Source organism: Stenomitos rutilans (assembly GCF_059505485.1).
In genome coordinates this window covers 1-25,946 of sequence record NZ_JCACKR010000134.1, presented here as the reverse complement: position 1 = coordinate 25,946, position 25,946 = coordinate 1, and the positions used below count along the sequence as shown (strand labels likewise).

General features: G+C 50.9%; 24 protein-coding genes and 1 pseudogene. 11 read left to right on the top strand and 14 right to left on the bottom strand.

Annotation, left to right across the window (positions count from 1 at the left end; translation table 11 throughout):
• Positions 1 to 471: 471 nt before the first annotated feature.
• The gene (locus AC5JLP_RS27995) at positions 472 to 1,152 is read left to right on the top strand and encodes a DUF2834 domain-containing protein (protein WP_496071128.1); all 681 of its coding nucleotides are present in this window, start codon (positions 472 to 474) and stop codon (positions 1,150 to 1,152) included.
• 103 nt (positions 1,153 to 1,255) lie between these two features.
• Positions 1,256 to 1,855: a Uma2 family endonuclease gene (locus AC5JLP_RS27990; RefSeq protein WP_496071127.1), complete on the top strand. Its 600-nt coding sequence runs from the start codon at positions 1,256 to 1,258 to the stop codon at positions 1,853 to 1,855.
• Between the two features lie 10 nt (positions 1,856 to 1,865).
• Here AC5JLP_RS27990 and AC5JLP_RS27985 read toward each other — a convergent pair whose 3' ends face one another.
• Positions 1,866 to 2,747: a mechanosensitive ion channel family protein gene (locus tag AC5JLP_RS27985; RefSeq protein WP_496071126.1), complete on the bottom strand. Its 882-nt coding sequence runs from the start codon at positions 2,745 to 2,747 to the stop codon at positions 1,866 to 1,868.
• 661 nt (positions 2,748 to 3,408) lie between these two features.
• Here AC5JLP_RS27985 and AC5JLP_RS27980 point away from each other — a divergent pair.
• Complete coding sequence (locus AC5JLP_RS27980; RefSeq protein ID WP_496071125.1) at positions 3,409 to 4,344, top strand: hypothetical protein; 936 nt, start codon at positions 3,409 to 3,411, stop codon at positions 4,342 to 4,344.
• A 14-nt stretch (positions 4,345 to 4,358) separates the two neighbouring features.
• Here the strand turns inward: AC5JLP_RS27980 and AC5JLP_RS27975 are convergent, their stop codons facing one another.
• The gene (locus AC5JLP_RS27975) at positions 4,359 to 6,020 is read right to left on the bottom strand and encodes a B12-binding domain-containing radical SAM protein (RefSeq protein WP_496071124.1); all 1,662 of its coding nucleotides are present in this window, start codon (positions 6,018 to 6,020) and stop codon (positions 4,359 to 4,361) included.
• Between the two features lie 353 nt (positions 6,021 to 6,373).
• Between AC5JLP_RS27975 and AC5JLP_RS27970 the strand changes: the two genes are divergently transcribed.
• Complete coding sequence (locus AC5JLP_RS27970) at positions 6,374 to 7,558, top strand: toll/interleukin-1 receptor domain-containing protein (RefSeq protein ID WP_496071123.1); 1,185 nt, start codon at positions 6,374 to 6,376, stop codon at positions 7,556 to 7,558.
• 209 nt (positions 7,559 to 7,767) lie between these two features.
• Here AC5JLP_RS27970 and AC5JLP_RS27965 read toward each other — a convergent pair whose 3' ends face one another.
• A complete protein-coding gene (locus AC5JLP_RS27965) occupies positions 7,768 to 10,356 on the bottom strand; it encodes a M48 family metalloprotease (protein ID WP_496071122.1) in 2,589 nt (862 codons plus the stop codon).
• 61 nt (positions 10,357 to 10,417) lie between these two features.
• Complete coding sequence (gene prfC / locus AC5JLP_RS27960) at positions 10,418 to 12,046, bottom strand: peptide chain release factor 3 (RefSeq protein WP_496071121.1); 1,629 nt, start codon at positions 12,044 to 12,046, stop codon at positions 10,418 to 10,420.
• 256 nt (positions 12,047 to 12,302) lie between these two features.
• On the opposite strand from prfC, the gene AC5JLP_RS27955 reads away from it, so the two are divergent.
• Positions 12,303 to 12,638 carry a DUF4870 domain-containing protein gene (locus tag AC5JLP_RS27955; protein ID WP_496071120.1) on the top strand — a complete coding sequence of 112 codons (336 nt, stop codon included), beginning with the start codon at positions 12,303 to 12,305 and terminating at the stop codon, positions 12,636 to 12,638.
• A gap of 3 nt (positions 12,639 to 12,641) precedes the next feature.
• Here AC5JLP_RS27955 and AC5JLP_RS27950 read toward each other — a convergent pair whose 3' ends face one another.
• The 5 genes from AC5JLP_RS27950 to AC5JLP_RS27930 form a co-directional block, all read right to left on the bottom strand.
• Positions 12,642 to 13,097 (bottom strand): MarR family winged helix-turn-helix transcriptional regulator, encoded by a 456-nt coding sequence (locus AC5JLP_RS27950; RefSeq protein WP_496071119.1) that lies wholly within the window; start codon positions 13,095 to 13,097, stop codon positions 12,642 to 12,644.
• Positions 13,067 to 13,837, bottom strand: a complete 771-nt coding sequence (locus tag AC5JLP_RS27945) for an alpha/beta fold hydrolase (protein WP_496071118.1) — start codon at positions 13,835 to 13,837, stop codon at positions 13,067 to 13,069. Before AC5JLP_RS27945 ends, AC5JLP_RS27950 begins: the two co-directional genes overlap by 31 nt.
• A gap of 173 nt (positions 13,838 to 14,010) precedes the next feature.
• Positions 14,011 to 14,937, bottom strand: coding sequence for a glutaminase A (glsA, locus tag AC5JLP_RS27940; protein WP_496071117.1), 927 nt, complete (start codon positions 14,935 to 14,937; stop codon positions 14,011 to 14,013).
• A gap of 163 nt (positions 14,938 to 15,100) precedes the next feature.
• Positions 15,101 to 15,487 carry an oxalurate catabolism protein HpxZ gene (gene hpxZ, locus AC5JLP_RS27935; RefSeq protein ID WP_496071116.1) on the bottom strand — a complete coding sequence of 129 codons (387 nt, stop codon included), beginning with the start codon at positions 15,485 to 15,487 and terminating at the stop codon, positions 15,101 to 15,103.
• Positions 15,488 to 15,596: 109 nt separating this feature from the next.
• A complete protein-coding gene (locus AC5JLP_RS27930) occupies positions 15,597 to 16,481 on the bottom strand; it encodes an alpha/beta fold hydrolase (RefSeq protein WP_496071115.1) in 885 nt (294 codons plus the stop codon).
• A gap of 126 nt (positions 16,482 to 16,607) precedes the next feature.
• On the opposite strand from AC5JLP_RS27930, the gene AC5JLP_RS27925 reads away from it, so the two are divergent.
• The gene (locus AC5JLP_RS27925) at positions 16,608 to 16,892 is read left to right on the top strand and encodes a DUF427 domain-containing protein (RefSeq protein ID WP_496071114.1); all 285 of its coding nucleotides are present in this window, start codon (positions 16,608 to 16,610) and stop codon (positions 16,890 to 16,892) included.
• 54 nt (positions 16,893 to 16,946) lie between these two features.
• A complete protein-coding gene (locus AC5JLP_RS27920; protein ID WP_496071113.1) occupies positions 16,947 to 17,642 on the top strand; it encodes a PRC-barrel domain-containing protein in 696 nt (231 codons plus the stop codon).
• Positions 17,643 to 17,684: 42 nt separating this feature from the next.
• Here the strand turns inward: AC5JLP_RS27920 and cimA are convergent, their stop codons facing one another.
• Entirely contained in the window at positions 17,685 to 19,445 is a 1,761-nt protein-coding gene (cimA, locus tag AC5JLP_RS27915) for a citramalate synthase (protein WP_496071112.1), read from the bottom strand.
• A gap of 373 nt (positions 19,446 to 19,818) precedes the next feature.
• On the opposite strand from cimA, the gene AC5JLP_RS27910 reads away from it, so the two are divergent.
• Positions 19,819 to 20,079 (top strand): hypothetical protein, encoded by a 261-nt coding sequence (locus AC5JLP_RS27910; RefSeq protein ID WP_496071111.1) that lies wholly within the window; start codon positions 19,819 to 19,821, stop codon positions 20,077 to 20,079.
• 119 nt (positions 20,080 to 20,198) lie between these two features.
• The gene (locus AC5JLP_RS27905) at positions 20,199 to 20,684 is read left to right on the top strand and encodes a DoxX family protein (RefSeq protein ID WP_496071110.1); all 486 of its coding nucleotides are present in this window, start codon (positions 20,199 to 20,201) and stop codon (positions 20,682 to 20,684) included.
• A 150-nt stretch (positions 20,685 to 20,834) separates the two neighbouring features.
• Here AC5JLP_RS27905 and AC5JLP_RS27900 read toward each other — a convergent pair whose 3' ends face one another.
• Together AC5JLP_RS27900 and ybaK are read right to left on the bottom strand one after the other, a co-directional pair.
• Entirely contained in the window at positions 20,835 to 21,323 is a 489-nt protein-coding gene (locus AC5JLP_RS27900) for a hypothetical protein (RefSeq protein WP_496071109.1), read from the bottom strand.
• 174 nt (positions 21,324 to 21,497) lie between these two features.
• Complete coding sequence (ybaK, locus tag AC5JLP_RS27895) at positions 21,498 to 21,977, bottom strand: Cys-tRNA(Pro) deacylase (protein ID WP_496071108.1); 480 nt, start codon at positions 21,975 to 21,977, stop codon at positions 21,498 to 21,500.
• 106 nt (positions 21,978 to 22,083) lie between these two features.
• Here ybaK and AC5JLP_RS27890 point away from each other — a divergent pair, with 106 nt between their 5' ends.
• Positions 22,084 to 22,989 carry a phosphodiester glycosidase family protein gene (locus AC5JLP_RS27890; protein WP_496071107.1) on the top strand — a complete coding sequence of 302 codons (906 nt, stop codon included), beginning with the start codon at positions 22,084 to 22,086 and terminating at the stop codon, positions 22,987 to 22,989.
• A gap of 141 nt (positions 22,990 to 23,130) precedes the next feature.
• Here AC5JLP_RS27890 and AC5JLP_RS27885 read toward each other — a convergent pair whose 3' ends face one another.
• Together AC5JLP_RS27885 and AC5JLP_RS27880 are read right to left on the bottom strand one after the other, a co-directional pair.
• Entirely contained in the window at positions 23,131 to 24,882 is a 1,752-nt protein-coding gene (locus tag AC5JLP_RS27885) for an asparagine synthetase B family protein (RefSeq protein WP_496071106.1), read from the bottom strand.
• 189 nt (positions 24,883 to 25,071) lie between these two features.
• Positions 25,072 to 25,620: a hypothetical protein gene (locus AC5JLP_RS27880; protein WP_496071105.1), complete on the bottom strand. Its 549-nt coding sequence runs from the start codon at positions 25,618 to 25,620 to the stop codon at positions 25,072 to 25,074.
• Positions 25,621 to 25,736: 116 nt separating this feature from the next.
• Between AC5JLP_RS27880 and AC5JLP_RS27875 the strand changes: the two are divergent.
• Positions 25,737 to 25,946 (top strand): annotated as a pseudogene (locus AC5JLP_RS27875) (hypothetical protein); the annotation flags it as partial.

The window sequence follows — 25,946 nt, the reverse complement described above, 5'->3', positions numbered from 1 at the left end:
ACAACTTTGAACGGTCTCTCGTGCAGCCAGTAAGCTAATGTGCAAGTGGTCTAATTAGCCAACGCAGAGTTGCTAACACGTAGCCCTAACACATCATCGCTTTGGTCGCCGCTTACTCGGTTGGCGCAAAGTAAACCTGAAAGAGTGCAACAAGGCTTGCGATCGCGGTGCAAAAGCCCAACAGAAATGAAACACCGATCAAAAAAGCTGTCATCGTCCGTCTGAAGTGAGTTTCTTCTAGAATCGCAGGTTGCCATTCTTTTTGGGAGAAGAAATCGTAAAAGCTTAATGAAGGGACAATGAACCTCTTGAGCGTCTCAGTAAAACCCACGATAAGTCAGACAATGCTTAGCTATCAGCTCTGAGCCTTCTATCCTCCATCTTTCATCCCTTATCCCCCATCCTTCTTCTCTCAGTCCAAACGCCTGCTGGAACGTGTAGGGTGTAAAAGATCTCCTTGCAGCATGGATTATGGGTAGAAAAATTGGCTTTTGGCTAGTGTGGCTGGTGTTTGTCAGCTACGCCTTTTTGCTCGCTCCTCCCGATCGTCCCGATACGGTTGAGTTGATCAAGCACCTTTCTACAGGGCAGATCGCAGGTATCAATCCATTGGTTGTGGCGCTGTTTAACATCATGGGCGTGATGCCAATGCTTTATAGCTGCCTGATGTTTATCGATGGCAGAATGCAAAAAGTTCCCGCCTGGCTCTTTGCAACGGCATCATTTGCAGTGGGTGCGTTTGCGATCGTGCCGTATCTGGCCTTGAGAGAGCCGAACGGATCGTTTGTGGGTAAGAAGAACTGGCTGCTCAAGCTTTTAGATTCACGCTGGTTGGCGTTGGGGTTGGCGATCGCAGCACTCGGTCTTCTGGTTTATGGCCTCAGTCAGGGCAATTGGGCAGACTTTGCGCAGCAATGGCGATCGAGCCGCTTTATCCACGTGATGAGCTTGGACTTTTGCCTGCTTTCGGTGCTCTTTCCGGCACTGGTACGGGATGATATGGCGCGACGAGGACTCACCGATAAACGCCTGTTTCGGGCCGTAGCTTTGCTGCCTCTGTTGGGTGCAATCAGCTATCTGGTGCTCCGCCCACCGTTACAAGAACAACCTGACGATGTGTCATCTCAGCCTCACTACCGCACAGCGCCATAGATGGAACATGGCGTAGATGCGGACATAGGACACGATCGTCTAACTCAGACTGCCATGCTAGCTTGAGTGTAGAAGCAGTGAACGTCAAGAAGGGCTGGGAACCATGCAAACGGAGCAGCGCTATTACACTCCCGAAGAGTATCTGGCACAAGAAGAAGTGGCTGAGTTTCATAGCGAGTACCGTGACGGAAACCTTGTGCCAATGACAGGCGGATCGATTAACCATAACCAGATTGCTGGTAATGTCTATGCGCTCTTGAAATTTGCTTTGCGTGGGAAACCGTTCAAACCCTACATAGGCGATTTGCGGTTGTGGATTCCGTCCTATCGGCAATATACTTATCCAGATGTGCTGGTGATCGAGGGTCAGCCGTGCTTTCAACAACGTCCAGACCAAACCCAGCGTACCGATACAATTCTCAACCCATGTCTGATCATTGAAGTCTTATCAAAATCAACGAAGGACTACGATCGCACGGATAAGTTTCGCTACTACCGTTCGATTGCTGAACTTCAAGAGTACGTATTGATTAACCAGTACGAGGTTGCGATCGATCATTACACCAAAGCAGACAGTGACACATGGCTGTTTCGAGCCTACGAGTCTGCGGCTGAAAAACTCACCTTTGCGTCGGTCAATGTAGAAATGACCTTTGCAGAGATTTACGACTGTGTGGATTTTAGTTTGAATGAGGTGGAGTAAGGGCGATCGCTCAATTTTGGTGGGATGAGATGGACTGGTGATCGTCTACAGGCTGTGGCGGTGGCAGGTAGACTGTGCGAATAGGGTAAGGAATGTGGAAACCTGCCTGATCACAGGCGCGCTTGAGCGCAACGATGACCTCACTTTGAATGCGGCGCACTTTTATTTTTTGCGGCAGTGTCCAGTAGCGCACGACCAGTTTGATCGCGCTGTCACCAAACCCAGCCACATCGACTTCGATCGCAGGCTTGGTTAACACGCCCTCTACATCTGCTAGAGCGTTGACCAATACCTGTCGGGCTTCGGGAAGCGGTGTGTCGTAGTGCAGCCCAATTTCAACATCGGTGCGCCGAGAGGCGTAATGGGTGAGTACATGCACAGGACTGGTGAAGACGATCGCGTTGGGAATCACAACCCGTTCATCGGTGTACGTGCGAATTTGGGTAGAACGGATGTTGATAGACTCGACGGTGCCCTCGTAATCGTTGATGATGATTTGATCATTCACGCGGAAGGGTTCGTTGAGCAGCAACAGAATGCCCGCAAGAAAGTTCTTGAAGATATCCTGAAAGGCAAAGCCAACCGCTACAGAACTCAAGCCCAGCAGACCGATGATGTCGCCCAACCGCAAACTGGGGAACACCAGCGTACAGGCTATCAGGATACCCACCACCCAAACCGCAACGGCACTGATTTGCACCAGCAACATTTGCAAAGACGCGCTGCGGATCAGCCGCTCTGAACTGGTTTTGAGTATGCGTTTTACCAGTCGGACGCTGTATCGCGTTATGACCAAGACAATCAACGCCAAGATGAGCGCTGGTAAGAGGTCGATCGCACGGCTCACCCAGGTAAGCAGGCTACGGTTGATGGTTTGAATCAGTTCATTCATGAGGTCAACAGTGCAACAGCGTGACGGCACTTACCGCTACACCAAACGTAGAAACAATGTCTAAAAGAGTAGCGCGATCGATGGAGTGAGCGGTTCACACCTAAGTCGTAAGTGCCTGCGTAGGTAAAGTTAACGGGGTAGGCGAAAAACTTGACTACGGATCTCAAGTTCTAGTCACGATTTCACCACTCGAACTGCATCCGCACTCGACGCAATGGCTTAGATATCAGAGTCCTACCGTCGTGCTGCAAAAGGCCCGATCGCTTATATTTTTACCACAAAGAAACGGTTGTAGTAGCAAACACAACCAGACTAAATTGACTCAAGGCTGATCTCCGATCGTGAGATTAGTCAACCCTAAGCTATAGCCCTACTGTGTAAATGAAAATTAATCTTGACTTACGACAGAGGGCACTTAAAAGTGTAGTCGTTAGCATAAAACGACAGGCGCAATGAGCTTACGAATCAGATATTCTTTGAAGTTGCTTTCGAAGAATGAAACGTAGTCGATAAGATTGGCAGCTTAGCGTTTTGCTGTAGATGAATTTCCGTTTGCTTTTTGAGCGATCGACTCAATGAGTCTTGCTCTCAGAACACACTTTTCATGGAAATTATTCATAAGAAACATTCAACCATACCAGCCAGATAAAAGCTTGATCCTATGTCCAACAGTACCACCTTTGATCTATTAGAAAGTCATCCGTTTACAGAGGTTTATAATCTTCTCAATCGCTTTAGAAATGGCGTTTGGTTGCTTGGGATTCCATCCGGGCTTTTTGGCGCGATCGATCGAATTACGGCTGCCTTTGCGGATGGGTATGTCTCGGCGATCGAGTTCATCCAATTTGTCACGGCTATCTTATGCCTCATGGGCTGGTTGTATTTGAAACCAAAGCCAGACGTTGATTCTGAAGTGACGCTATTGCAAGAACATCATCAACTGACTGGCTTAGAAGAGACGTATTTAGAAACCGCCCAATCGCGAATGGCTGAGCTACAAAAACAACACATGATTCGTCAGGAGTATGTGTTGCCTTTCTCTTACGTTTGTCAGATTTATCATTTGTTAAACCTGAAACATTTAGAAAGCGTCCACAGTTTTAGTCTCAACAATCTGCGTGTGATTCAAGTCAACCACATGCAAACTACTGACATTGGTGGCGTCGTCAAATTCCAGACTATGCTCGATTCGCCCTTTAACGCGTTGCGAATCTGGCGACAGCCTGTGGTGGAAGTAGAGTTGACTCTTCACACCCCATTTACAGTGGAATTAAGTATTCCCGTTTATAACGGGAAGCGCATGACGGTGATCTTTAACGCGATTCCATTAAACAACACGCAGCACAAGCTATTTATTGACATCTACAGCGATTTGAAATGGTATAAGCCATTCCTGCAACTGTTGCTTCATGCAGCATCTTGTTTAACCCTATTTGAAGATCTTCCGTATTTGCAAGCGCTGGCAAAGCGCAAGATTTATCGCCTGGTGCAATTAGACCGCATTCCAAACCACGAAACTATGTGGCTTTTCAAACGGTTTGCTGCTCTTTACGGTTTAACGATCGCCCCTGGTCAAGCGATCGAAGCCGCTGAGTAGAAAACAGCACTTTATTAACGGGCAAAGCTCCCAACGCGCAATCGTTGTGCCGTTTTCACCTTTTGGGCATAGAACGACGCAGCCTGCTCGCCCCGACTGCACTCCTGAGCAAAGGTAATCAGGTGATGCGCCACCAGCCCAATGTGGATCAGGTTTTCAATGTTGCCCGTCTTAAGCTTTGGGCCTGCCATGCGCCAAAACGTTTTGCGGTAGTTACTCAACACGCCAATCCGTAGAATCAAGTTCGCCATAATCCACAGTCCTATACGAATGTTCTTTTTCGATAGGCGGGCTGGACTCAACGGGGGGGTGATGCGATTCGCAAACGTGTGCTCTACATTATACGCAAACCGCTGGTAAAGGAAATCCGGATCGTAGGCCGTGGTAATACAGCGCCGCCACATTTCCACAACCTCTTCATATGGCATGAGAAACTCAACGTTCGACTCCCGGTTTTCGTTAAAGTTGAGCCGTCCTTCTTCCTCAAGCCTCCGCCACAGGGGAGTGCGGGGTAGGGCGTGGAGCAGATTAATGGTCAGCATGGGGATGTTGGACAGGCGAATAAATTCCAAAATGCGATCGCCCGTGTCTGGTGTATCCGTATCCAGCCCAAGGATGATGCCTGAGACCACTTCCATCCCATAGCTGTTAAGGGTTTTAATAGCATCCAGAATGGACATGCCACCCATCAGATTTTGCTGTTTAGAAATGGATTTGAGCGCGTCGGTTTCGGGCGTTTCGATGCCACAGAAGACGGTGCAGAAGTACGCTTCACGCATCAGTGCCAATAACTCTTTGTTTTGTGCCAGATTCAACGTGGCCTCGCATGCAAACTGGATGGGGTAGCCGTTACGCTTTTGCCAGTCGATCAGGTGGGGCAACAGTTGCAGAGCGGCACGCCGATCGCCCACAAAATTGTCATCCACAAAATACACGGCACGCAGATTGCCCGAAGCCAGCATTGCATCCAGTTCTGCCACGATCTGTTCTGGCGTTTTCAGACGCGGATTGCGTCCATACAGTTCGGGAATGTCGCAAAACTCGCAGCGATACGGGCATCCGCTGGAATATTGCACGTTGCTGATGAAGTATTTGTTCAGGTCGATCAGGTGATAAGCAGGCACCGGAAACTCACTGAGCGGCAAGCGTTCGGTCGTTTCAAAGCGAATTTGTTGGGCGGGACGATCGGTATGCAAGTCCATGTACTCAATCATGCGATCGGTTGCGTCGCCCAATTCCCCTAGATGCAGCAGGTCAAAATCTGGATAATATTCTGGACAGCCTGAAACGGAAGGGCCACCGATCACTGTAAGCTTCCCATGCCCATGTGCCATTGCGTTGATGTGGTTGATCTGCGATCGCTGGATGTGCATCCCACTCACAATGACTACATCCGCCCAACGGTAATCGGCAGATTTTGCTGATTGTATATTTTCGTCAATGAACCGGACTTCCCACTCCTCAGGCAGATAAGCAGCAACGACCAGAATACCCTGCGGCGGCATAAACGCTTTCACGCCACCCAGCAGCGGATACGCATTGTTGAACGTGCCGAACGACGGGCTGTACCTGGGAAAGACGCAAAGAATACGCCGTCGATTCCGGGGGCTATAGCGCGGCTTTCCAGGAATACTTTCAGGAACGGGTTGCTCAAAATCCTTTAACGCGGCAGTCATCAGCCTTCCTCACCAGTTGTAACCTTGATGACACTGTAGAAGACCACCCCAGCATTTTCAAGCGCTAGGAGAAGAACTGGGTATGAGGACGGAGGCTCAAGAGGAAATAGCTGGTTGACTAGCAAAAACTTTAGAGCGCTTAGGGTATTATTTTCACCAACGGAGTATTATCTTTGCAAAGCTTTAAAGCGCACCAAGGTATAGAGCGGCTCAATCCTAGTCAATACAGTAAAAGTATGATGGAAGCCTGCACCAATTACAACGATCTGTTCCTATTAGCTTTTGTGTGAAAGCTAACACACTTTTGACTGCACTTTGTAATTAATGCTAGGCAATTAATAGGATCATCTATCATGAGCTTCACCCTATTTATCAGTTGGTCGCAAGAACCAAGCCGGAAGATTGCTGAGGCAATTGCAGTTTGGCTTCGCATTTGTTTCTCTTCTACAAGAATATTTCTTTCAACTCATATAGCGGCGGGGAAAAAGTGGAGCTCGGAGCTGGAAGATAATTTAGAGTCTATTGACTGTGGAATACTTATATACACGAACAATAACTTAAACAGCTTGTGGATGGCTTTTGAAGCAGGGGCATTATCCAAAAATCATACAAAAAGCCGCATTGTTCCATTACTATTTGATGTGAACAAGTCAGCTTTACATTCCTCGATAAGTCAGTTTCAGTCCAAAGATTTTAATGAGGAGGACTTTCGGCGACTATTGACCGATTTAAACAATCTACAATCTGAAGATTCACGTCGCGAAACGGCAGAAATAGAGCAGATATTCGCTTTTACATGGCCTCAGTTAAAAACAAAGATTCAAGAGGCGTTAACCTCTTCTCAGAGCGAACGAGAAATTGTTATTCGCTCTGAGCGTGAACTTTTAGAAGAGTTATTGGAACGAGTGAGAGAGCTAGATATACCAAAAGCTGATGAAATCGCTAAGGTCTTTGAGCAAATAAAAGCAACTTCTCAAGGCAACTATATATACATTGATGGCGAGCGAGCAGCGTTTGAAGCTCTAATCGCAGCAACATACAGAGCCAGACGCATTATTCGCTCAACACGATTTTCACCGCGTGGTATTGCAACTAATCAGCCGAGGTATGGAGAAGCTATTCGTGATCGAGTTCTAGGAGAAAAAGGTTACAAACCTCTAGAGGAGTATCATCGAATTATTGCAACTAACGAGGTTGAGAAGATTAAAGATATTGAGGAGTACTTTAAATTGTTTCATGGCCGGAACTTCAACTTGTATCTCACGCCGATCGAACAAGATTATGAGTTAGTTATTCTTGACGAAAATGAAGTATTTATACACTTCTTTGAACCTGATTCTAATATTATCGGCTCAACATTGTATTTGCCTGGAACTCAAATAGCTCAGAAGTTCATCGCGATCTTTGATGAACGATTACGTGATCCACGTCGTCGCATTGAAGCGTTTACATGTATGTACATGAAGGAATCAGATATCGAGTCCAACCTTGAGAAAGTTAGGGATGCCTTTGATAGTGATCGAGTCAACGAGTTGTGAGAAGACTAAAAAAATCAATTGACCCTGCAAGCGAAAGAGTGTGGAAGCGAATCTGCTCTCAAGCTTGAAGATTCAGATTGCAGTTTGTTCTCTTCGCCACTTTGCAACGGGGAATCTACCCTTACTAGGTTGAAATCTCGGAAAATAGTGACTTTATATCCAATTAGAGCCGCTGAATGCCGCTATGTAAAAGAAGAGAGGAATTTTCTTTAGAAAATGCCGCCTCGGAAGATGGTGTAGATGCCATAGGCAGCGGCGATCGCTCCCAAAATCGTAGACCAGATGGGATGTCCGCTACGACTCACTCGTCCGCCTGCTGTGCGAATAGTATCGACATCAATCCAGGGGGTGGCACCGCGTCGAAACCAGCCTGTCACGGTTACGGTCTGATGGAGTAAATCGGTGGGACGCACAATCTGAGGGAACAAGTTGCCGATCGGCCCCCAGGATGATAGCCAGTGAAGCCGCACGATGCCTGTTGGGGTTTGTAGCAACAAATCTTGACTGAGTAAGTTGCTACTGCCAATGCGTCCTAAAAGTGTGCCTTCTAGCAAAACAGGCTGGCTGTTAACGGGAATGCGATCGACAGGCTTCAGCAAGCCTATCAGCGAATCAGACGTACTGGTCGGCTTGTTGCTGGCAAAGGGTAGATCGGGAAACAGCGGATTGATACGAATAAAGGTGCCAATGCTAAAGCCAATGAGCGGTAGCCCTCTTAGCAGTGAGCCATCCCCATACATCCACGCTAGTTGGTTGTTGCCTGCCTTCCAACCGACCCAACCCAGTGCTGCGAAGAGATAGGCCGTCGCAAACCCAAACGCCAGCCCAAAGAAAGGTGCCCCTTGTAGCAGCAGCGATCGCCATTGACGACCTGTAAGTCTGCCGTTTGACTGACTGACGCGCTGTTCTTTTGCCCACTCCAGTTCGGTGTCCAGCTTCCAATGACGGGCATAAATCGACAACAGGTTTAGCCGATCGCCTGTGGGTGGATGCGAATTATTAACGGCTAACCAGTGGCGATAGGGGTTCGTTCGCTCCCACTCCAGCACGGATTCGATCGGCGTGTGAAAATAAACGCTGCCAAGTGTCGTCGCCATCCGCTGCCCTAAGGGAGTCAACAGGTCAAACCCTTCCAGCAAATAGCTTGTCTGTTTTTGAGTTTGGACTTCTTTCGTGGTACCGATCGCAATTTTGAGCAGAGCGCGAGTGAAACCGTTGGGATTGCCCGTCAGTTCCACTGCCACGCGATCGCTGTAGTAGACCCGCTGCCGAGATAGCCACAGTGCCACCCACCGCAACAGGGCATACAGACCATAGGCGATCGCGGCAAGAATGCTAGCCGAGACGCGTGAAATAGCGGCCTGTTTCCGATTGCCCCAGTCAGATACCAGTCGGAAAATTATGTACGGAATCTGCACCAGCACAGTTACGAGCGACAGCAGCGGTACATCAAAGCAAGCAATATGTCCCACTTCACCCGCGTAGATTGTGGCAATTTCATCGTCTGCCAGTTGTTCTAGCAACCCTTGACTAACCACGGTACGCGTTACATGAGGAATGCAGCCATAGCTAAACGCGATCGGCTCAGCCGCAGGCAAGACTCCTAGCACTGGCATGGGAATCTGCTGTTGGCGACAAAAGCGCTGAAGCGATTGGGCTGTTTCGGGGCTGTAGGTCGCCAGTTTACCCAGCGACAGGGGTTGCAGCCCATAGGCAGCGGTCAGCAGCCCATCCAGCAGCCAGCGAGATGCCACAAACAGTATCCCCAGAAGAATGAGAATGGGAACCACGGGTGGATGAAATAACTGCCGTGGCAGATTGAGAAAAGGGATTTTGGTGAGGGCAATGCTGTAGTAAAGCGCAGTGCTGTAGACGATCGCTTGCACCATCCAAAACAGAGCGATCGCGGTGCCAGCCTGTAACAGTAGCAAGCGGAGCAGCTTCACCTTGCCGAGAGACTTACCCTGCGGTAGCCGACCAGCCTGCCGCCACCCTGCCTGATACAACGGAGGTTCCTCTACAGAAGACGGCAGTACAGACTGAGAGGCTCTGCCTTGAAAGATATGGTTTGCAGCGGTTGATCCTACGCTCTCAGACGATCGAGGCTTCTGCATCTTCCGGGCAATATTTTCTGGCAAAACCGCTGTTTCGTCTGGGCTGGAGGCTGAATGGCTCGCATCTAGTATCGCCGCTTCGTCTGTAGCCACATCGGGTTGAATTGCTGTGATGGGTTGAGTGCTTCTCGAAACCGCATGTTGAGGCAGTGCGGTAGGGTCTGGCAGAATCGCGCGATCGTCCGTCGAAACAAACTCTGGTGGAGCCGCTGGATCAAACGGCGTGAAGCCCGTCAGGTCATCGACAGCAGGCTCAGGTGAAGGAGAAGGTGAATCAACAGGGGTTTTCGCCGCTTTGACGGATTCAACATGGAGTGGCTTAACGTGGAGTCGTCCAACGTGAGGTGGCTCAACCGGAGTCGCTGCTTGGATCTGATCGGCAAGCTGTGGGTTGCTTTCCATGAGGCTAGCTAGCGTCTGGGTGGCCCAAGTGCTAACTTGCCGATTGCCGCTTTGACGGAGTGCCTGACAGAGAGCGGCTGAGCGTAACGGCTCACCCACGCGCGCATAGGCTACGGCAAGCCCCATCTGTGCTTTTGCTGCCAGGGGATGATCGGCGGCTAAGGGGACAGATTCTAAGGCTGCGATCGCGGTTTTATAATCACCCCGCTTGAGAGCCGTTAGTCCGGTTTCCAGGTCTGGAACGTGTTGAGCGGTCGATGACGAATCAGGAACCGGAGGCATAGTGCTTCTCCTACTCGGAAAGGATGGTAGACGACTGGCGCGTAGCCTTTCTAAGATAGCTTCATAAAGCGCCCGGTTCGCTCCCAGAAACTACGGGGGCGATCGCGTTTAGTTGTAACTCCGGATGGTCGATTTGTACCTGGTTCATGTTCCATTCGTTACGAAACAGCAGCACAGGACGGTTCCAGCTATCTTTTGCTGTTACGGTGTTGAACAGACGACCTACTTTTGCCAGGGCATTCCAACCTCCTTCGACCCATCGCGCGACGCTATAGGGCAAGAGTTCAAGCTGGGTTTCAACGCCGTACTCATTTTGCATCCGAAATTGTACGACCTCAAATTGGAGTTGCCCGACAGCCGCCAAGATCGGATCACGCTTTGCTTCATCAGCAGAATACATAATCTGCACGGCACCTTCTTCTTGAAGCTCCGAAACGCCTTTACGAAACTGCTTGAACTTCGACGGGTTCGGGTTCTTTAAGTAAGCAAATAATTCCGGCGAGAAGCAGGGAATGCCTTCATATTCCAGTTTGGAACCGACATAGATGGTGTCGCCGATCGCAAACACGCCCGGATTGTTCAAGCCAATGACATCACCGGGATAGGCTTCTTCAATCACTTCTCGATCTTGAGCAAATAGCTTTTGAGGACGAGATAGACGCACCGTTTTGCCCGATCGGGCATGGCTCACGGTCATATCTTTCTCAAAGCGACCGGAACACACGCGCACAAAGGCGATGCGATCGCGGTGCTTGGGATCCATGTTGGCTTGCAGCTTGAAGACAAACCCAGAGAACTCCGGGTAGGTTGGTGGAATCTCACCCTTGTTGCTGATGTGAGGCCCCGGTTTCAAGGCATAGTCCAGAAAGGCATTAAGAAACAGCTCCACGCCAAAGTTGGTCATCGCACTGCCAAAGAAAACAGGAGTCATTTTGCCCCGATGCACCAGATCCAGGTCTAGCTCTGGCCCCAAACCTTCGAGCAATTCCAGGTCGTCTTTGAACTGGTAATAGAGCGATTGCTCAAGTAGCTCTTCAATGCGCGGATCACCAAGATTCACTGCCGTATCGATCGCTTCCCGTTGACCGTGGGCACTGCGCTCAAACAGATGCACCTGTTCACTGCGACGGTCGTATACCCCTTTGAAGCGATCGCCCATGCCAATCGGCCAATTCACTGCATAGGTCTGTAAGCCCAACTCCTGTTCAATTTCGTCCAATAGATCCAGGGGTTCCCGTCCGGGGCGATCGAGCTTGTTAATAAACGTGAAGATGGGTAAGCCACGCATCCGACACACTTCAAACAGCTTGCGGGTTTGAGGCTCCAACCCTTTTGCGGCATCGATCAGCATCACCGCGTTATCGGCTGCTGCGAGCGTTCGATACGTATCTTCACTGAAATCTTGGTGTCCCGGTGTGTCCAGTAAATTAATCTGGCAGTTCTGGTAGGCAAACTGCAACACGGTAGAGGTGATGGAGATCCCGCGCTGTTGCTCCATTTCCATCCAATCTGAGGTGGCGTGTCGCTGCGCCCGTCGTGCCTTGACACTGCCTGCCTGGTGAATGGCACCTCCGTACAGCAAAAGCTTTTCGGTCAGAGTGGTTTTACCCGCATCTGGGTGGGAAATAATGGCAAAATTGCGCCGACGTTCGACTGCTGTTTGAAGTTCAGCCTGGAGTTCTGTAGACATGCGGTTAGGGAATGAGGTGAGGGGAGAGGGGTAAGGGGGAGAGTTTTGAGTTTTAAGTTTTGAATTCTAGTTAAGACAGATACTGGTTGTCAGTTGTTAAGTAGCAAGCTTCCTTTTTTCTTTTGCCTTCTGCCTTCTGACCCTTTTAAAGATAGCGACAATCGCCAGCAGTCAGTGAGTAGAATAAGCAAGTACGGAGCTGGGGGAAACGGAGTTAACCGCCAGGATGTACGCAGTTCACCCATTTTAAGCTGCTATGGATAATCAAGATCGGCGTAAGCTTTTGTCAGCGCTCTGTCATGGCGCAATTTTTTTGAGCTCTACGGTTATCTCGATCGGCATCCCGATCGCCATCCTTTTGATTACGGATGATTCGGTGGTGAAGGAAAACGCTAAAGAATCGATTAACTTTCATATCAATCTTTTTCTCTATGCGATCGTCTTCGGTCTGCTAGTGCTGGTGGCGATCGGCATTCCGTTGTTGATTCTGCTGGGCATTGCCAGTATTTTGCTGCCTATTGTGGCGATCGTCCGGGTTGCTACAGAACCTCAAACACCCTACCGCTATCCCTTCATCTGGCGACTGTTGTAACTCTCAGAAATGGTTTTTGCGGTACGTCAAAGCCTTGCCAGTGGGTCTTCCATCTACAAAGCGCCAGAGGGCTGCGTTGATAGCTTCAACGGGCATGGATTCCAACACAGCACCAATTTGAGCATAAAAGCCTTGTTCGATCGCCTTCACCTGTTCTGCCAGTTGCCGACCGGATGGCGTGAGCAAGAGCGTAACCATACGACGATCGGTGGCAGAAGGCGATCGCTCCACTAGCTGCTTTTCTACCAGCGTATTTACCAAGCGGCTGGGGCTACCTGTTTCGCAAACGAGCCGTTCACCCAGTTCAAGCAAGGACAGAGGGGCACAGTCATAGAGCACGCGTAGCACCTCGGCTTGAGACGTGGTTAGCTCGATCGGGTTGAGTGCTGCTGAGAGGGCACGATCGCCCTCCCGCTGCGCCGCCAAGATCAGATAGCGTAACTCTTCAATGGCATGCATGTAGCCGTCACATCGCTCTCAAAACGTCGCTGTAAAAAGTCCTGAATGGCAGTAGCATACGTCACTGGATGGGTGAAGCGGAACATGTGTCCCGTATGAGGCAGGATTAGTTCGGTTGCCTCTGGAATGCCTTCTACCAATTGGCGGGCAGCGTCTTTGCCAATCAGCCGTTCGTAGTCAGGGGTCAGCACCAGCGTGGGCACCTGAATGCGATCGAGCTTATCCAAATAGTTAGCTGAGAAGGCAGCTTTCATGCGGCTTAGGTAGCTGTGGCGCGGCGTGTTCTGGATGAACAGCGACCGAATAGCAGCCTGAGATAGCGGCACTTGCCCATCAAAATCATAGGGAGAAGCAAGGCTCTGGGCGTGAAAGCGCAAAGTTATCTGTTGATATAACTCTCCTGGTAGGAAAGAAGCCGCCGTTAGCTTGAGTTTTGTGAATGGGTTGGTGATGGGATCGGCAGCAAAGCCACCGGATAACACCAATGCTTCTAGTCCTTGCGGTTGGCGCGTAGCGAGGGCGATCGCAATGTTTGCCCCAAAGGAATCACCCACGAGAATGTAGTGCTCTAGATCAGCGACTTGCTTCGCCACAAAATCGGCATAGCCTTCAATAGTGTCGAGAGTTTCTGGCAGACGCATGGTGCGTAATGAACAACCTGCAAGGGGTGTAAGCTGCTCCAGTTGCCAGGGCGCACCGGAAAAACAAGGCACAGTCACGATGGTTGGTGAGATATTCATAGTGAAGTCCTATTAGATGACATTTCATTCAATGACATGTCATCAAAATAGCAAAAATGGAGTTGATTTGTCGAAGGTGAAGATAGAGATGGAAGAAATGGTGAAGGGAGTAAAGTGTAGGGGCTGCTACGCCCTGGCAGCTTCTGAATGAGCCATATTTTTGAGACAGCTTCTTAGCCAAAGAGGTTGAGATGTAGCGTTTGGGTGAGTTGTTCTAGCAGAAAGAGTCCGGCGATCGAGTTACCTGTGGCATCCAACGTGGGACTGTAGCAGGCGATCGCGCCTTGTCCTGGCACAACGGCAAGTAAGGCTCCGCTCACGCCCGATTTTGTGGGTAATCCGATGCGTACCGCAAAGTGCCCGGATGCTTCATATAAGCCGCAGGTCAACATGAGAGCGTTCACTGCACGCTGATGAAAGGGATGGAGTTGCCCATTTGGCTGTGCCAAAAGCAGCCCCACTTGCACTAAATCTTCCACCGTTCCAGAGAGGCAGCAGATGTGATTGTACGTATCCAGAGCAGTCTCAACAGCATCAATATGGCCTGCACGCAGCAGCACATCCGCGATCGCCCGGTTGGCTTCATTCCGTAGCGATCGTACCGATGCCAACATTCGTTCGTCTAATACAAGTTGGCTACCTGACATTTGATTCAGCCACATCCGCAATGCTTCGCACCGATCGTCCCCAGTTGACCCCGGCAGCATGGATGCAAGGGTAATGGCACCACTGTTCAACATCGGGTTGCGTGGAAAGCCTTGATCGGCGGTTAACTGTGCCAGCGAATGAAAGGGCTGCTCTGATGGATCAATGCCAACATGGCTAAACACAGCCTCCCGCCCCAACCGCTCTAGCAAAGATAGCAGCAGCAGTGGTTTGACGACACTCATGAGAGCAAACGGTTGTTCGATCGCCCCAGCGTTATGGCTAGTCCCGTCAATCGATCGAACACTTGCCGCAACGAGTTGAGCATTTGCCTGCGCCAGCAACGGAATGTAGTCCGGCAAACGACCCGTTTGTGCATAAACCGTCGCCTGCTCCACCCAGTTTTCTAACTGAGCTTGAGTCAATGCAGCGAGACGGGTAGAAGGGGCGTTCAAGGGAAAGGGGGGACGTTTTGCGTTCGGGAATCAAAAGTGAGAAGTAAGGGAAGCAGGGGAAGTAAGGGAAGCGAAAGAAGCAGGGGAGGCGGAGGAAGCAGGGGAAGCAACAAAACTCAAAACTCAAAACTATACCCACGCCCCACACCCTATCCCCTGTTCCCTATTCCGGCAACAACGAAACATGGGCTGAGACAATCTTCCATCCTTCAGGTAATTTTTGCCAAACCTGGCTTTGTCTACCCAGACGCGGCGTGCCATCAGTCACACGTTGAAACTCTAAGGTGACGATCGCGGTATCGGCATCAAATGTGACTACCTTTAAGTGAGAAATATCTCGCGCTAAATTCTTGGTTGGGCGACCTTGCCGAAACGCTCGAATCGCATCCATCCCATACAGATTCTCAGTTGCACCAAACCGCAGCGCCTCAGGAGAATCCCAAAACAGGGCATCCAGCGTGACGATGTCGTTTTCGACCAGCGCTTTTTCGTAAGTCATATACAGGGCAGTAAGTTCAGCGATAAGTGCGGGATCGTTGATTTGGGGCATGGGGGAAGGAGGAAAGGATGAGGATGAAAAGTTTTGAGTTTTAAGTTTTGAGTTATTAGAGAGTTTGGAGCTTTCTACCTTTTGCTCTCTGCCTTCTGCCTTTGGCCTTCTAACTACAAAACGCTAAGATCTGCTCTGCTGTTGCTTGCGGCTTTTCTAGGTGAGGCACATGACCACATTGAGTGATCCAGACCAGCTTGCTGTGAGCGATCGCTTGCTGAAACTTCTCCGCATCCTGTGTGCCCAAAATCTTGTCGGAGTCGCCCCACAAAATCAGGGTTGGTTGAGCAACAGCAGCGATTTTGTTTGCCAGAAAATTATAGCCGCCGCTTTTGGTAAATGAGATGACTGCTTGCTGCCAGTTGGGGCATTGCAGGTGCAGTGCGGCACACAGAAGCGCATCGGGTGAGACGAAGTTGGCATCGGCATAAGCTTGCAGGCTGACACTGCGCCGGACTTTGGGGCTACGGAGAAAGTTGGCGGCCAGTTCGCCCAGCGGTGGAACGAGGAAGCGAGCGATCGCAGGCCCGCGCGCAAAGCCAGCACTATCAATGAGAACGAGTGCTTGCACGGCATCTGGATAGGCTAGGGCAAAGTCGATCGCAGCAGCACCGCCCATTGACGCACCGACTAGAATCATCGGTCGAGCAATCAGAGTTTTCCAGAAAGCGTAAAGATGGCTTTTGATGGCGGCTGGGCTGAAAGGAATATGGGGGGGGCGATCGGTGAAACCAAACCCCAGTAAATCGACACTCCAGGTTTCTTGCTTTGCGGCTAACAATGGCAAGAGACGACGAAGCTCAAACACGGAGCTATCAAAGCCGTGCAGCAACAAAATTGGTGTGCCACCTGAGCCTTGATGCACGTAGGCAGTCGCGATCGGTGCCGCGCAGAGGAGGGTTTGAATCTGTGTACGCTCGATGCTTTGGGCTAGCGCGATCGACGTTGGTTCGGTAAGTTGAGCGCTTTCGGGCGGAAGGAAACTGGCAATCATGGGGTTCAGTGTACTCCGTTCCAGGTGTGAAATAGCCTGACCAACCCCTCAAAACTCAAAACTGTCTGCACTTGCGGCCAATCGCAGAGTTCGTTAGGCTTTTCTTGATGTTGTTAGGTTAAGACGATGCCGAAAGCAATTTGGAATGGTGCTGTGTTAGCCGAAAGCGATCGCTGCGAAGTCGTTGAAGGAAACCAATACTTTCCACCAGACTCCATCCACAGCGAGTATTTCAAAGAGAGCAGCACGCATACAGGTTGCCCGTGGAAAGGCACTGCCAGCTACTACACGATTGAAGTAGACGGCAAAACTAATCCTGATGCCGCCTGGTACTACCCCACCCCCAAAGATGCTGCCAAAAATATCACGGGTTACATCGCGTTTTGGAAGGGTGTGAAAGTCGAGGTTTAATTAACTGACTGTAGGGACGTTACATGTAACGTCCCTACAAATGGGAAAGGTGCGATGATGATTCTTGAAGAGATCCGCCAGCGCTCAAATTTTCTTGGCACCCAGGTTGCAGTCCGTAACAGTGGCAAAAAGCTGGGTGTGGTTAGCCAACTTTGGGCAGATTTTGAGCGAAAAGCAATTGTTGGATTCAGCATCCGTCCAGGCTTGCTTTACGGAAGCTCTCAGTTCATCTTCTGGAGCAGCATTCGGGATTTTGACGATGTTATTTGGGTGAATGATGAGGATGCGATTGGAGCGATCGAGGTCGCAGCTTACACCAACTTAATCAATTGCGAAGTCGTAACTGAAACGGGCGTATTGCTGGGCAGCGTGAGGGATTTTGTGTTTAATCTTGACAGCGGCAACGTGACATCCTTAATTCTGGCTGCGATCGGGTTACCCTTCCTTTCCGATCTAGTTCTCAGTACCTATGAACTTTCTACAGATGGGGTATTGAGCAGCGGATCTCATCGCCTCATTGTCTGTGAAGGCTCAGAAGAACGACTGCTTCAACGATCGGTTGGCGTGTTAGAACGCCTTGGCATCGGTAGCCCACCGTGGGAGCGCGATGAGGATGATACCTGGATTCCTTCTAGTCAAGGAAAATTAGGCGATTGGGATGACCCCGCAGGTGGTGCTGCACCCAGTCCACGCCCTCGCTACCCTGCTCCGACACCGATCACTGACGATGCGGCGGCTACGCCCGATTGATCCAAACTGTCCAGCAATCAGAAAAGGGCGTTAAAGCACAGCTCATTTCGCTTGTGCAGGGGAAGCCAATGCCTCTTTTGCCTGGTTCTGCAACAGCAATCCATACTCCAGCCCTTCTACGACTGCCAGGTAGGATGCTTCCAGGATATTGCCGGAGACGCCAACCGTCATCCAGCGCTGATGTCCGTTGCTGGATTCAATCAGTACACGCGTTTTGGCAGACGTTCCCGCTTTGCCATCGAGAATTCGCACTTTGTAGTCGGTCAGGTGAAAGGTGTCGATTTCGGGATAGGCGTTGACCAAGGCTTTGCGCAAAGCGGCATCCAGCGCAGACACAGGGCCATTGCCCTCAGCAGCTTCGAGAATTTCATGGGGGCCGATCGCCAGCTTCACGGTTGCTAGAGAGGTCGCACGGTTGCCTTCTGAGTCTGGCAGCATGTTGTAATGCACCTGAAACCCTTTGACCTCAAAGGGTTTTTGGCGTTGCCCCAACGCCTCGCGCATCAGTAGCTCAAAGCTTGCTTCTGCGGCTTCAAACTGATAGCCTTCGCTTTCCAGTGTCTTCAAATGGTTGAGGATTTGGCGACAGGTGGGGTCTTTCTTATTTAACTCAATGCCAAAGCTACGGGCCTTTGCCAGAATGTTGCTCAACCCCGACTGGTCAGAAATCACAATACGGCGACGATTGCCCACCTGCTCTGGCTGGATATGCTCATAGGTCAGCGGGTTTCGCTCTACCGCGCTCACGTGAATGCCGCCTTTATGGGCAAACGCCGATAGCCCTACAAACGGTGCATGGTCATCAGGCGCAAGATTCACCACTTCGCTCACAAAACGGCTGGTTTCCGTGAGTTGCTCCAGTTGCTCATCTGAAATGCAGGCGAACCCAAGTTTCGTTTGCAGGTTTGGAATCAGGGAACATAGATTTGCATTACCGCACCGTTCACCGTAGCCATTGATCGTGCCCTGTACCATGCGTGCGCCCTCCATCACGGCTGCTAACGCATTGGCAACCGCCGTCTCAGAGTCGTTATGGGTGTGGATGCCGAGGCGGGGAGGAGAGGGAAGGGGGAGAGTTTTGAGTTTTGAGTTTTGAGTTTTGAGTTCGATGTGTGCTATTGCACCCTCTGCTTCCTCTGCTTCCCCTTCTGCCTTCTGCCCTCTGCCCTCTGCTTTCTCTAACGCGAGCAAATCAAACGCCTGAATCACTTCCTGCACTACTCGCGCAATTTCGTGGGGCAGGGTACCGCCGTTGGTGTCGCAGAAGACGAGCCATTCAGCGCCTGCTGCGATCGCCGTTCTCAAGGTTTCTAGCGCATACTCTCGGTTGTGCTTGTAGCCATCAAACCAATGCTCGGCATCATAAATCACACGACGACCGTTAGCACGAAGGTACTGAATCGTATCCTGAATCATCGCCAGGTTTTCATCCAGGGTTGTCTTTAGCCCTTCAGTGACATGGAGATCCCAGGATTTGCCAAAGATTGTGACCCAACGAGTGCCCGCTGCCAGAATGGGTTGCAGCATGGGATCGTCTGCCGCAGCTATGCCAGGACGACGCGTAGAGCAAAAGGCAACCAGTTCTGCTTGCGTCAGGGGTTCTTCCTGTAGCTGCCAAAAAAACTGCACATCTTTCGGATTGGCTCCAGGCCATCCCCCCTCAATAAACGGTACGCCTAAGCGATCGAGCTGCCGCGCAATGCGGAGTTTGTCTTCTAAAGAAAGCGCCAAGCCTTCTCGTTGGGAACCGTCCCGTAGCGTGGTGTCGTAGATCCAGATCTGGCGAGAAGTGTCTGAGGTCATGAGGACGCAACTGGAAAAATGAAGCCGATAAAAAACTATTCTAGGGAACTGTTAGACCGATCGGTGTGCTGAGTCTTGAAAAGGAGACGATCGTGCACAGTAACGATTCTCTTGTGGTCTTTCAAGAAAGCATGGCGGAGCAGTGGATATGGTCTGTGGCATACCTTCGCGCGAAATGAGTCTTCTCACTCACCTCCTGCAAGTCATCGTATTGAAAGTCATCATATGCAAGACACATTGGCTCCATCGCGCTTCCTGTACTGATGCGGTAGAACTAGAGTGATCGAGACTTACGGAAAGAGCTTTAGGTGGGTTGAAGTATTGCTTATAGACTAATGAACACACGAAGGGCGCGTACTATCCGGTGAGAGGTATGGAATTGTCTAAATTTGATGCGAACCAGGTCAGATCTGCCTTTAATGCCTTGAGTAACTGTGGCATTGAACCGACCGCTCCCACCATGCAAGCGTTGGTCGAAACCGCAGAGGCACACTATCCCAACGATCCCGCGAGTTTAGAGAAAGCAGCACGATCGCTGGCAATGTTTTTTGAAGGCTCGACTGAGGCTCGTCCCCAGCAAAAGTTTTCCTGGCATTGGTTTCGGGCTTTGGCGTTCTCGTTGCGGCGGCTCTAGGTGCAAAGACTTTGAACGTTTGAGGTTTTGATGGTTGCCTGTGCCAAAGGGGACTTCAGGCAGATGTCGTACCCGTCGAGTGGCTGCTAAGGTCAGCTCAGCATTTGTTTTTTTGGCTTATGACCCTCACGCAGCATCGATCGCACCGCCGCAAAGAGATTCTTCGGGTTGTGCTAGCAATCTCTATCATCACTGTTGGCATCATTCATTTTGCTAAACCCACGCCGTTTGTGAAAATCGTGCCGCCACAGTTACCGCATCCTTTAGAACTGGTTTATATCAGCGGGTTCTTCGAGATTTTAGGCGGCATCGGGTTGCTGATTCCGCTGGTCAGCGTAGCAGCTGCGTGGGGCTTAATTGCCCTGTTCATTGCAGTCTTTCCTGCCAATATCAACATGGCGATTAACAACATTAAGCTAGAAGGGATTCCCGACAACCCAGCACTTTATTGGGCAAGGTTGCCGCTACAGGCCGTTCTCATTGCCTGGGCCTGGTGGTACACGCGCAATCCACAGGCACAACCCGGAGCGTCTACCGTTGAAGCGGTGGTCAAGTCGCTCTCTGGAGTGAAAACTGAAAATCACACTCGTGGGGATGAGGGGTGAGGGGGCAAAGGCTAAAGGATGAAGGGGAAGCAAGGGAAGCAGAGAAGGCAGAAGGAGGGAAAGCAGATGCAACTCAAAACTCAAAACTTTCCTACTCTCTACTCCCTACTCCCCATTCCCTTCACGTTTTGCCCCGTGCTGGGTGAGGCGTTAGAGACTCTTTTTGCTGAGCGATCGCTGCATGGCCCAAACGCTTGCAGCACTGAAGGCACCACTGAGCAACCCGATGCCAAGCTGATAGCGATCGTTTAACAGGCAAAGTGTGCCGATGATGCCCAAGAGAGCTGCTAAGCCTTGAGCGACGACTAACATTCGCTGCATGGCTGTATTAGTGCTCATTACCCGCTCTAGCAGTTCGGCATCGTCACCTAAATGCGCTGGCGTGGCGATCGCGTGTTCGAGTGACTGATATTTCACCAGGTCAACTTGATAGTAGGTGCCCAGCTCGTCATCGCGTAGGCTGGCGACCGAGTGTAGCCCAAAGCGCTTAGCGTGGGCGATCGCGGCACTGATTTGTTTTTTGGTTGCCATCGGACGCAGTGCTTCAAACACCGATTCTCGGTAGACTCCCGCTTTCGCCATTGTTAAAATCTGCTGGCTCAATTCTGGTACTGATGGTCGCCGTGTGATGACACTCATTGCGGTTCTTTTTGCCGTCGATCGCGGTGCTTAGGGAGAATTAAAGAGCGACATGTTACCGCCGAGGCGTAGAGAGCACAGAGGATTCGCTTGCTGTCTTCTACGGTTTTCGGTTGGGCAAGCGCGATGCCACTCTCTCAATCTTGATTCTTATCATAGTAAGCTCGTACTAAATCATGACACTTTTGGCTGTGAAATGGCACCGATGATTCCTTTGACGGCTTGCAGGTAAGCAGTTGGAGCGAGGAGGATTTGCAACCCGCGTGTGCCTGCCGAAATGGAGATCACGTCAAAGATTTCGATGAGTTCATCCACGTAAACGGGGTAGTCTTTCTTGCAGGCAAGGGCTGTGACTCCGCCGCGAATATAGCCCGTGAGCGGTTGGACTTCTTTGAGCGGTACGGGTTGGCAACTGCGATCGCCTGCCAGCTTTGACAATGCTTTGAGGTCAAGCTGCGTGTTGCCGGGGATCACTGCAAGGCAAATACCCGTTTTATCGCCCCGCACCACCAGCGTTTTGAATACCTGATCGGGCGGTAGATTGAGCTTCTGAGCGACACTTTCGGCTGCCAGATTATCAGGATCGACCGCATACTCGCGCAGATCGTAAGTGATGCCTAAGGTATCTAAAAGGCGGACCGCATTCGTTTTCATACCCGTTTACCAGACGCTGGCGTAACGTCTTAAGATGGTATCCGAATCGGGTGTATCCTGCATTCGATTAGCTGGGTTATGAAGAATTGGTTTGTAGAGAGCTGGCGTGAAAGCAATTTGGTTTACGAGTCTAGGCGCGATCGGCATCGTTGTGATGGCTTGGGCCGTGCAACGGGTGCTGATTCCGCCACCCCCGATCGCGGTTTCCAATGCGGCCCCAAGCGCCTCTCCGCCAAAACGTGTCATGCAATATAAGACCTATCCACAAGCGCATAGTATCGTTCACACCTTAAAGATTCCGCTTGATGGTCAGTTTGTCGTCGTGCCTGCGCTCTCGAAAACGGTGGAAACGGTCGAGGCGATCGCCCAACGACAAAACGCGATCGCAGCATTGAACGGTGGCTTTTTTGATCCCGAAAATCAGAAATCAACGGCTTACGTGACACTCAACGGCAAACTTGTTGCTGATCCTCAGCAGAATGAGAGCCTGATGAGCAACCCAGATCTGACTCCCTACTTGAGCAAAATTTTGAATCGCACAGAGTTTCGGCAGTATCAGTGTGGCAATCGTCGTGAATATGCGATCGCTCTGCACAGTGATGCAGTTCCCGCAGGCTGTCAGTTGGTAAATGCACTGGGGGGTGGCCCTCGCCTGCTGCCAACAATGACCGCTCAACCAGAAGGGTTTGTGGCTGAAGCGAATGGGAACATGATCCGTGATGCGTTGGGCAGTCGCCAACCGAATGCGAGAACGGCGATCGGTGTGACCCGCGATCGTAGCCTGCTGTGGGTCATGGTGGCTCAAAAACCAGGAGTTGCTGGCAGCGGCATGACCTTGCCTGCACTGGCAGCATTCCTCAAAACCTTGGACGTAGAGGAGGCCATGAATCTAGATGGTGGCAGTTCTTCCTCGCTCTACTACGATGGCAAAACCGTATACGGCAAGCTTGACTCAGCAGGAAAGCCCGTGATGCGTCCAGTGAAATCTGTGTTGCTGGTCAAACGGGTTTAAGAAATTGCTATTAGCGATCAGCAGTCAGCAGCCAGAATAATTGCACAACAGTCTATTCACTCGTATCAGCGAGGATGGCTTGTCCGTAGGTAGAAAGCTGCACTCTCGCCTGATAGCTGACCGCTGACCGCTGACCACCACTTACCGTCGCGCTTGCAGCCAGTATTCCAGGCTGACCAATAACCAGAGTTTCACGCCGTAGCGTCCCCAGGTATCACCTGTATAGTCGAGCCAGTTGCGGATGAGCGCTTGGTTAAGGTAAGGCGCGATCGCCGCTTGACGACTCAGCAATAGCGATCGGGCCTGCCGATTCCAGTGTTCGCGAAAGCCGCGCTGAACGGGCACCATCATGCCGCTCTTGGGGCGTTGCAAGATGGCGGGTGGCAATAAATCAGCAACGGCTTGCTTCAGCACGACCTTTTCCTGCACGCCTGAGAGCTTATATTCGGGGGGAATGGTCATACTTAGCGCCACGATGCGGGGATCAAACAGGGGCGATCGCCCCTCGATCCCCGCTGCATGGGTCAAATTATGCACCTTTGTCAAAATCTGATCCGCGCCCTTAAATTGAATGTTGAGTGCCATCAGCCGATTTAAGTAGCGATCGCTCGACTGGAGCGTAGTTACAAATACAGACGGCTCAGACTGCACGGCTGACCAGATATCAGGCTTAAGCAGTTGGGGCAAATCGGTCGCGCACTTTTGAAAGGAGGTTAGATACGCTTGCAAAGACTCCTGCTGGGTGACGTTGCCGTAGAGCGCATTAATGAGCATCGGTTGGTTTTTCGGTCCCCCAAAGCAAGGATCACCCCCTTCCCCATTCAGCACCGTTTTTACGGTCTTGGCTGCCAATCGTCCCAGCAGCAGGTTTGGAACAGTCAGCGGATCGCCGATCGGGTCATCGAGAGCAGCCATCGTCTCTGGTAAATGCTCCCACATGTCCTTAAAGGTAATTTCGAGCATGTGGTGCTGCGTGTGGCAGTGCTGCGCGACCAGGCTAGAAAACTCCAGCTCGTTAGGACAATCTGCACCAAAGTGGATGGCATAGGTGTGCAGCGGCGCATCGTGAAATTTTGCCGCCAATGCGGTAATACAGCTAGAATCCAGCCCGCCCGACAGAAACGTGCCGACGGGTTCTCCTGTTGGCAGATACGCCTGCACAACCTCATCCAGCAACTCACGGAGTCGATCGCCGTGCCACTCCAACGACTTTTCAGAATGCGTGATGTCTTCCTGTAAATGCCAGTAGGGTTTTACAATCTCATCCGGCAGTTGCACCATGCTACCAGGACGCACTTCTCGTACCGATCGCCAGAGCGTGCGCGTCCCAGGGACAAACGCACAACACAGATAGTCTCGCAGTGCCACCAAATCTAAGTCAGACGAACAATGAGGCGCGATCGCCCCCAGTTGGGGTGCAATCCAACGGGTTTCGCCATCTGTTGTGTAATACAGCGTGTAAATGCCAGAGCGATCGCGCCCCAGCCAGAGTTGCTGTTGCTCTCGATCCCACACAGCGAGGGCAAAGGCTCCTGATAGCTTTTCCCAGGTGGCTGTACCGTGTTGCTCCCACAGATGCGCCACTAGTAGATGCTCGTCGCCTAACAACAGTGGGTCTTGCCTCTCTGGGATCCCTATACCTGATCGCTGCATAAAGCTCAGGTTGGGAAGCCACACATCTCCAACCACTACAAAACGCTGACCGGGGCTAAGCGTTAGCCATGAAGAATCGTGATCGTCAGAGACAACGGCCAAGTGATCATCTCGCCAAAGGACATTTTCCGTGATCGCAGAAACAGCTCCAAAGGCGAGTTTCCAGGTGCGGGGAGGCTTAATCGATCGTGGCGAAGCCTTTGTCAAAAAGCCTCGCCACCAGGAGTCAGAACGTTTCACAACCGCGTACAAGGTGCAACATGGCAATCTTAGGCGATGAGTGAGTTATCCGTCAGCTATCAGCGGTCAGCCTCATACACCTCATCTCCATCACGATTTTCAACCATCCGTTGAAGGGATGATGGATTATTTGCATAAGGAAAGCTACCTCTCGCCTGACCGCTGATCGCTAATTGCTGACCGCTCCCCTTAATAGTTCCGCATTCTCCCTTTCTGAAGGTCACGCGCCATCGCTCGAAACGCATCCAGGTTAGAGTCTCGGCGGCGGCGCTCTTTGGGATCTGTGATTTTGGGTGGATTGTCAGCTTTGGGCGTTGTCCAACCGCTGCGCGTTGTTGATTGAGAGGTAAAGGTTGCAGATGGTGTGACTTTTATCTGTGCTTGCTGGGCGATCGCTTGCGCTTTTTGTGCTGCCGATCGTTGCAATGAAGAAACAACAGATACAGTACGCAGTTCTTCTCCGCCAAGCGTTTTAGGGAACGATCGCTTGATCTCCCGCGCCGCTTGCATGTAATCAATATCGCCCAGCGTTCTAGCATCGCTAGAGTCAAGATAAAACGCCTGGGGCTTCTGGTTAGCTGGCTTGGGTGCCGCTTGTGCTTTTGGTGCCGCTTGTGCCTTGGGTGCCGCTTGTGCCTTGGGTTCAGTTTTTGGCTTTGGCGATACTTCAGGTGCTGGAATCGCGTCTGTTTTCGCCGTTTGCTTGGCTCCTAAAATACCCTTAATGAATCCAACCATGATGGCGTTCTCCCGTTACTGTTGCGTTATGTAAAGAATTATAAGTATTTTTATACCAATTCCTCAAGATTAAGCTACAGATGATATGAAGTAGCTGTTGGGTTCAAGCAGTAGCTATGGCCGGTGTTTACAAGCTCGAGATTACTGAAACCGAAGCGGACCTGAAGCAACGACTCAGACACGCCAAGACTGCTTCTGACAAAGAACGGCTCCAATTGCTTTACCTGCTCAAAAGTGGACAAGCGAGCACGATCCAGTCTGCTGCGACTCTGCTCTTCCCAGCTTTTGGTGATGGTTTGGCAGAACATCAACGAGTTAGGATGCTA